9 protein-coding genes and 1 pseudogene are annotated in these 6672 nt (G+C 53.8%); 1 reads left to right on the forward strand and 9 read right to left on the reverse strand.

The genetic code is table 11. The features are described 5' to 3' along the window. Positions 1-106 precede the first annotated feature (106 nt). The 8 genes from BN1127_RS14600 to BN1127_RS22195 form a co-directional block, all read right to left on the reverse strand. Complete coding sequence (locus BN1127_RS14600; RefSeq protein ID WP_081934637.1) at positions 107-1135, reverse strand: IS110 family RNA-guided transposase; 1029 nt, start codon at positions 1133-1135, stop codon at positions 107-109. Between the two features lie 178 nt (positions 1136-1313). Then, on the reverse strand, positions 1314-1676 hold the full coding sequence (locus tag BN1127_RS14605; RefSeq protein ID WP_042649931.1) for a hypothetical protein: 363 nt from the start codon (positions 1674-1676) through the stop codon (positions 1314-1316). Between the two features lie 58 nt (positions 1677-1734). After that, complete coding sequence (gene radC, locus BN1127_RS14610) at positions 1735-2232, reverse strand: RadC family protein (RefSeq protein WP_042649932.1); 498 nt, start codon at positions 2230-2232, stop codon at positions 1735-1737. Between the two features lie 292 nt (positions 2233-2524). Further along, a complete protein-coding gene (locus BN1127_RS21675; RefSeq protein ID WP_043132907.1) occupies positions 2525-2953 on the reverse strand; it encodes a hypothetical protein in 429 nt (142 codons plus the stop codon). Between the two features lie 10 nt (positions 2954-2963). Beyond that, positions 2964-3389 carry a DUF2787 family protein gene (locus BN1127_RS14620; RefSeq protein WP_042649933.1) on the reverse strand — a complete coding sequence of 142 codons (426 nt, stop codon included), beginning with the start codon at positions 3387-3389 and terminating at the stop codon, positions 2964-2966. Between the two features lie 36 nt (positions 3390-3425). Beyond that, positions 3426-3989 carry a lecithin retinol acyltransferase family protein gene (locus BN1127_RS14625; RefSeq protein WP_042649934.1) on the reverse strand — a complete coding sequence of 188 codons (564 nt, stop codon included), beginning with the start codon at positions 3987-3989 and terminating at the stop codon, positions 3426-3428. A gap of 128 nt (positions 3990-4117) precedes the next feature. Beyond that, positions 4118-4309 carry a hypothetical protein gene (locus BN1127_RS14630; protein WP_042649935.1) on the reverse strand — a complete coding sequence of 64 codons (192 nt, stop codon included), beginning with the start codon at positions 4307-4309 and terminating at the stop codon, positions 4118-4120. 59 nt (positions 4310-4368) lie between these two features. Beyond that, complete coding sequence (locus BN1127_RS22195; RefSeq protein ID WP_042649936.1) at positions 4369-4524, reverse strand: hypothetical protein; 156 nt, start codon at positions 4522-4524, stop codon at positions 4369-4371. 272 nt (positions 4525-4796) lie between these two features. Here BN1127_RS22195 and BN1127_RS14640 point away from each other — a divergent pair, with 272 nt between their 5' ends. Next, on the forward strand, positions 4797-5141 hold the full coding sequence (locus BN1127_RS14640) for a helix-turn-helix domain-containing protein (protein WP_042649937.1): 345 nt from the start codon (positions 4797-4799) through the stop codon (positions 5139-5141). Positions 5142-5314: 173 nt separating this feature from the next. Here the strand turns inward: BN1127_RS14640 and BN1127_RS21680 are convergent. Further along, positions 5315-6511: pseudogene (locus BN1127_RS21680) on the reverse strand (IS3 family transposase). Between the last annotated feature and the right edge of the window lie 161 nt (positions 6512-6672).

Below are 6672 nucleotides of genomic sequence, written 5' to 3' on the forward strand. Positions count from 1 at the left end.
TCATGATCGGCCGGAATATGCACCGATTGCACAGGCAATCGGTGCTTCCTTACCAATTTTTGGTCATAGGACTGTCAATCAGCCCTTACATTGCTAAACCTGTTTTTCATGCGGCCATGCCATAGTGGGCATCATATTTTCTGTCGTGTGCCAGCAATGCCCAGATGATTCTAGCCGTCTTGTTGGCTTGCGCTACCGCCGCCACGTTAGGGTTGCGCCGTGCCATCACCCCGGCCAACCAGCTTCCCGAGAACGACTCCTTGCGTTCTGCTACTCGTAGCACCGCCCGAGCGCCATGAATTAACAAGGTGCGCAGATAGATGTCGCCACGCTTGCTGATCCCAAGCAGGTTCTGCTTACCACCGCTGGAGTGTTGTCGTGGTACTAACCCCAGCCACGCGGCCAATTGCCTGCCATTCTTGAAATTTTTCGCATTGCCGATGGAAGCAACCAGTGCGCTTGCGGTGATAGGACCGATACCTGGCAGCTGGGCTAAGGTTTGGCTGGCTGCACTGTCCTTATGCCAGCTAACGATCGCGTCCTCCAACTCATTGACCTGCTTGTCTAGCATCTTGAGGTGCTCGTGAAGTCGCATTAACAAATGGCGAAACGTTCCTGGCAAGCCGTTTTCACTGTCCTCCAGCAGCTCGGGAACGTGTTTGCCTATGTGGGTGATGCCTTGAGGAAGGATGAACCCGTATTCTGCTAACAGGCCCCGGATCTGGTTGGCTTGAGCAGTCCTGGCCTTGATGAAGCCTTGTCGAGCACGATGCAAGGCCAGGATGGCCAATTGTTCGCTGCTCTTTATCGGCACGAACCGCATGGTGGGCCGAGTCACAGCTTCACAAATAGCTTCGGCATCCGCAGCATCGTTCTTGTTGGTCTTCACATAAGGCTTAACGAACTGCGGCGCCATCAGTTTGACGGTATGCCCCATTCCTTGCAGTTTATTGGCCCAGTAATGGGCACTGCCGCATGCCTCCATACCGATCAGGCTAGGAGGAAGATTGCTAAAGAATGAGAGCATCTGCTCCCGCTTCAACTGTCGTTTGAGGATCGTTTTGCCATGTTGATCCACCCCATGTAATTGGAAGAGATGTTTTGCCAGATCGATGCCGATAGTCGTAGCCTTCATGGTGGTCGCCTCTCTCATCAGTGGGAACTTACATTCGCCACTTTGGCACTCAGATGCCGTTTTGGGGAGGGGCGACCATCCCATTAACGCTGGCTAAATCCCATGCAATGAACTCCTCGATGTGAGCTCGGAGTGACGATGGCGGTCTCTGTCTCCATTAGTAATGCCGTGGGCAATGTCATGTGTGGCTACTCCAATCCGGCTCATCATTGCTGCCATGGTTGACGTAGGCCCCGACAATCACCCGTTGCCACTCGCCTACCGGTTGCCCCGCTGCATTACAGGGGCAACGAAAACGGGCGAAGTTAATCTCTCGTGGCAAGTGCTCACGCATGTCACGTGGACTGACAAAGAGCATAGTCTTGTACAGCACCGGGTTGGGCGCGACCAATAGATTACCGATACGCCGCCCTTCGATATCGTGGGCATAGGCGAAACCTGGCAGCATCAACTGCTGGGCGATGAGCTTGGCCAGCCCAGGATGTACACACATAGCTTCAGCCACGGCGGCCTGACTAAAGCTGTCGATGAACTCAATCATACTGAGCTCCTTTGATGTTTGATGTAAACCCAGAAGGGATGAATCGGGGGAACATGGATTACAGCATTCCACGCTCAGCCATGGAGACGACCCCTTCGGCGCCAATCACCAGGTGGTCAAGTAGGCGGACATCCACTAGCGCAAGGGCATTGCGCAGGACGTCCGTGATTTGCTTATCCGAAATGCTGGGCTCCGGGTAGCCAGAGGGATGATTGTGGGAGCAAAGGATAGCTGCACTGTTAAGCGCCAAGGCTCTCTTGACCACTTCTCTTGGATGCACACTGGCAGCAGTCAAGGTCCCGTGAAACAGCTCCTCCAGGGCGATAACGCGATGTTGATTATCGAGAAACAGCACGGCAAAGGTCTCCCGATCTCGTCCTTGAAGCAGGGTTTGCAATCGTTGAGCTGCCATCTGGTGAGAGGTGATTGCAGAACCTTTGGCAAGTCGCTTGCGGGCAACCTGGTTGGCCATATGCAGCAGGTCTTGCTCGGTCACCGGTTCGGTGACGACATAGGTGCCAGGGAATTCCCCTGCCTTGAGTTTGTGGTAACGCATTATGGGTTTCTCCAAATAAACAAAACCCCGACACGCAGATAGCATGTCAGGGTTAAAGAGAGGTAATTGGGGCACACCTAGGGGAGATCAGGTGGCTTTGGGAATGGCTCCGGCTCTGGACGCTGGCGTACTCTTCGCCGGCATCAGCGACTCTGGGACCAACACGTTCAGCGGGGTAGCCAGAGCAAGGCCGCTGGCTTCCACGACCCACAGATAAACGCTGTAGCACTGAATGGTTAGGCCACTATCACGTACCATCTGCGTCTCTCCCTCCCGATTGATGGCCTCAGGATCAATGGCTATCGGTTTTGTAGGCATCATCGACCTCCTCTTGAGGTAAGGGGTCACTCTCCACGCAATAACCGTGATGGATACAGGTACGCTGCAGGTTGCTCAGAAAATCTCCCAGTACACGGGGCTGATCAGAGAACGGGACGGGCCCTGCCTGGCTACGCCAGAAACAGCGGCGCGTGGGATCCACACATATTTCATCTATCGGCTGGCTCATGGTGCGCCAGTCCTCAGCATTGGTGAGGGAGAGAAGTTGCCACTGCATGCCAGACCAACGTAGATGCAGGGTGACGGTGCGGGCGTTCGGGCTACCAGGAGTCAGGTGCAGCAACCAGCGCTCGCCCCGGCGAGTCGGCTGCAGTTTGGCTTTTGCTGCGACCAGTCCCAACCACTGGCGCAAGTAGTGGGACAGCGGCAGTTCGTTAGTCATCACACACCTCCTAATCCCCACTCACGATGACGGTGAAATACCCCAGCTGGCCGTAGCCAATGAAATTGCTCTGCCACAGAGCGAACAGTTCGCGTGCTTCCACGCCGTCCAGTGGTCCCCACCCCCGCAGATAGTGCTCGTCACAGGAGAAGTTGAAGTCAAGCTCCTTGCAGAGCTCCACATCCTGGCCGAGTCCCTGATAGCTAAAGTCGGTGATGTAATCGAAGACCCAGCCGTGCAATCCCCGAATAAGCCGTAGCTCGACAGGATGGACACCACCGGTTTCGGCACTGTAATCGGGACTGCGAAAGTTGAAGGTTAGGGTCGAGAACTTGTTGAGCTCGAGCCGTTGCTCTCGCACAACGCTGCGCAGTAAGCCAGGTAGCTTGGGAGAAATCGGCAAAGACATTCCTGCCAAGTGAAATGGCATAATCATAATGATGTGTCCTTCTTGTATCGAATGTGAGACGTGTTAATCCCTGAACCAACGCCAGGCGCGGTAGAGGCCATAGGTGGCTGCAAGGGGGCCCGCCAGCGAAGTAGCTGTTGTACCCAGCAACGCACCGACTGCAGCGGTCACAGCGGTAGTCGCTGACGGGGTCGGTACCGTGCTGCTGGTCATGCCAGACAGGGCGGCCTGAGGGGGCTTCTGGGTCACTGTGCGAAGTGCCTGATGTGCGATACACCCCGTGGAAATGAGCTGGTTAATCTGCTTGCTGTAGTGAAAGCCCTCGATGCACCAAAGCACAAAGTGCTCGCAGTTGTTAAAGAGCGTGCTGTAGTGCGTCTCTCCAAGGCGGGAGTAAGCACGGTCGATGCTCTCCTCCCGATTGAAGACACGCGAACGATGGTGCTGGATGCGGTAACCCCGCCTCTGGCCAAACTCGGCAAGCGTGGTGATGGCTATCTGACCGGAATGTATTCCGGCACTTACCCCCTGGTAGTGGATGACCTGATGATCCCCCAGGTAGAGGCCATGGTGCTGGTAACCGGCACGGGGTGAAACGAGGTGGTCCCCCGGTTGTGGTAAGGGCATGGTTAATCCTTGTCTTTGTAAGAAGAAGCGGTATAAACAAAAAGGACACCGTTATGGTGTCCTTTAGAGGGGATGTTCTGTTGAGTAGGAAGGGGCTCTTACTAATCCATCGGTGAAAACCATAGATATTACAGTTTGAGCGAGCGCTTCATCCCCTCTTTGGTTGCTAACTGTTTAATGAATTCAGGGGCCCATTTTTTGCCTGTCACCACATCAGCAATCATCTTGTCGCTCATATGCGGCACGTTATACATGAGCTTGATGATAAGGCCGCCTAGGCTGTTGCCATTTATCGTTGTTAGTGTTTTCCAAATTCGCATATCGCAAACCTTTATGATGTAAATTTGACCACCTATGAGTGCACCTCAATGGAGCGCTGTCAGCGATCTCTACAGATCAACCAGTAGAGTAATCCAGCCAAAATCGGGTCGATGATCAGCCCGAGAATGAACCACCCCCAAAATGAGCGCCCGTTGCTCGAGGCAACAATGCCTAGCAGCAAGGCAAGTCCGAACCATAGCAGTGGAATGATCATGTTTATTTCTCCTGTTATAGGATGTTGGCAATAGATACCCATCCGACGAGATAACAAGTCGGTTGGTAGAGTGTGACTAGCACGCTGCCAGCGGATGCACTGGTAGATGACAAAGGCCACCGTGGGAGATTAGGTATTAAGTTGTGATGTGAGCTCCATTCATTTTAGGCCTAGAAATTCCAACAAATAGATCTAATTGGTTGATACTCATCCTTTTGAGCCCTTAATGTCAATGGGTCCATGGCCAACCATAAAGGTTGACTGGAGGACTTATGACTGACATCAACTTTGAAGAGCTTGCCAAGAGCGTAGGTAAAGCGATTGGACGCCAACGCCACCAGGCGGGGCTGACTCAAGATCAAGTAGCTGAGCACCTAGAAATAGGTATGGAAGCCGTCTCCCGAATGGAGAGAGGTCTCGTGGTGCCGACAGTCGTGCGGCTCGCTGAGCTGGCTCAGCTGTTTGGCTGTGATCTCGCCGACTTCCTGCGTGAGACCAGCAATCGCCCCACCGAACAAGGCATGGTGATTAGCCAACAGTTAGCCAAACTCGATACAACCGACAGGGAGCTTGTCCTGGAGGTAGTTGGTAAGCTGGCGGCAAGACTGGCGCGTTAATGGCTCGCTGTTCGCATAGATGACTGACGGATGCTGATAAATTCAGGAGGATACAATGGCGCGTCCATGCGGATTTACAACTATCTGTGCTTGGTGTCTCCTGATGATATCTATCTGAGTTTCTTTTCAATCGGACCTGGATTTGCCCCATAGTTCCAGACTCTTTTTCCCGCTTAGGGTTGTGATACCCGACTGCGCAGAAATTCCCGAGGTGAACGGTATCCCAAGGCGCTGTGCGGGTGGTGTTCGTTATAATGCTCAAACGCGATGGCCAAATTGCCTACCGCTGTTCGACTATCTGGTTTCGGCATCATTTCGATATAGTCACGCTTCATCGTCTTCACGAAGCTCTCCGCTATACCGTTGCTCTGTGGGCTTCTCACCGCAGTCGTTCTGGGCTCCAACCCGATTTCTCGTGCAAACGCACGGATCTCATGGGCTCGATATGCCGAACCATTATCTGTCAGCCATTCCACCGGTGATGCCGGCAAGGAATCCCAGAAGCGACGTTCGACAGACCTCTGCATGACATCTTGCACCGTGTCAGTGTCGTAACCCCCGGTACTGGCAGCCCAGTCCAGGGTTTCCCTATCACAGCAGTCCATGGCGAACGTGACACGTAGTATTTCACCGTTATCACAGCGAAATTCAAAGCCATCCGACCACCACCGTCGACTTCTCTCCTTGACGGCAACACACCCCTTATGTGCCCGCTGGGTCAATGCTGCCGCCGGTTTCCTTTCCAGCAGCAGGCCATGATCGAGCATGGCGCGATAAACCCGCTTGGCGTTTACCACAGACTGACGTGTTACCTCTGACTGACGCCGTAACAGCGTCCAGACTCGGCGATAGCCATAGGAGGGAAGCTCTGCCATCACCTCCATGATACGACCAAGTAAGGCTGCATCATCCACACTGGCGATGATGACGACCATCTTGCCAACCCAGTTTTCGATGAACACGAACGGATAGCTGCGCACGCGATACATTTAGGGTCTGGCTCACAGCCCTTAATCGTCGTCCACCGGCAACAAGGGCGCATGCGCTATCCATTTTTTTGCTCAACCATACTCCACGGCTTCTTTGAAGATCTCGTTCTCCATGGTCTTCTTCCCGAGCAGACGCTGGAACTCTCGGATCTGCTTGATGGCAACAGCCAACTCTGAGGCTGGAACAACATCCTCACCGGCGGAGCTCGCCGTGAGAGACCCTTCCTGGAATTGCTTATGCCATTTGAAAAGCTGGTTGGCGTTGACGTCGTGCAAGCGAGCAAAATGAGAGACGGTCATCCCGGGCTCAAAGGTCTGCTGCACGATGGCGATCTTTTCTTGTGGAGTACGGCATCGACGGCGCTCGGCCCCTGTTAACATAGATGGTCGCCCCGGTTTGCCAAGCCCTCAATCGATGAAAGTGAGTCAGGTGGAGATTGCAGCCATAGATCCGGATTTCGATCGAGGCTACTGCCTCTATCCCTGATGGAATTCGCTGACTGGCTCCTCTATCACTTACAACGCACTTAACGACGTGCTGT

Origin of the sequence: Aeromonas media (genome assembly GCF_000819985.1) — a bacterium.
GTDB lineage: Bacteria > Pseudomonadota > Gammaproteobacteria > Enterobacterales > Aeromonadaceae > Aeromonas > Aeromonas media.

Bases quoted from the DNA above. Each gene is read 5' to 3' on its own strand.
- BN1127_RS14600 (WP_081934637.1), bottom strand. From the start codon at position 1,135: ATGAAGGCTACGACTATCGGCATCGATCTGGCAAAACATCTCTTCCAA.
- BN1127_RS14605 (WP_042649931.1), bottom strand. From the start codon at position 1,676: ATGATTGAGTTCATCGACAGCTTTAGTCAGGCCGCCGTGGCTGAAGCT.
- radC (WP_042649932.1), bottom strand. From the start codon at position 2,232: ATGCGTTACCACAAACTCAAGGCAGGGGAATTCCCTGGCACCTATGTC.
- BN1127_RS21675 (WP_043132907.1), bottom strand. From the start codon at position 2,953: ATGACTAACGAACTGCCGCTGTCCCACTACTTGCGCCAGTGGTTGGGA.
- BN1127_RS14620 (WP_042649933.1), bottom strand. From the start codon at position 3,389: ATGATTATGCCATTTCACTTGGCAGGAATGTCTTTGCCGATTTCTCCC.
- BN1127_RS14625 (WP_042649934.1), bottom strand. From the start codon at position 3,989: ATGCCCTTACCACAACCGGGGGACCACCTCGTTTCACCCCGTGCCGGT.
- BN1127_RS14630 (WP_042649935.1), bottom strand. From the start codon at position 4,309: ATGCGAATTTGGAAAACACTAACAACGATAAATGGCAACAGCCTAGGC.
- BN1127_RS22195 (WP_042649936.1), bottom strand. From the start codon at position 4,524: ATGATCATTCCACTGCTATGGTTCGGACTTGCCTTGCTGCTAGGCATT.
- BN1127_RS14640 (WP_042649937.1), top strand. From the start codon at position 4,797: ATGACTGACATCAACTTTGAAGAGCTTGCCAAGAGCGTAGGTAAAGCG.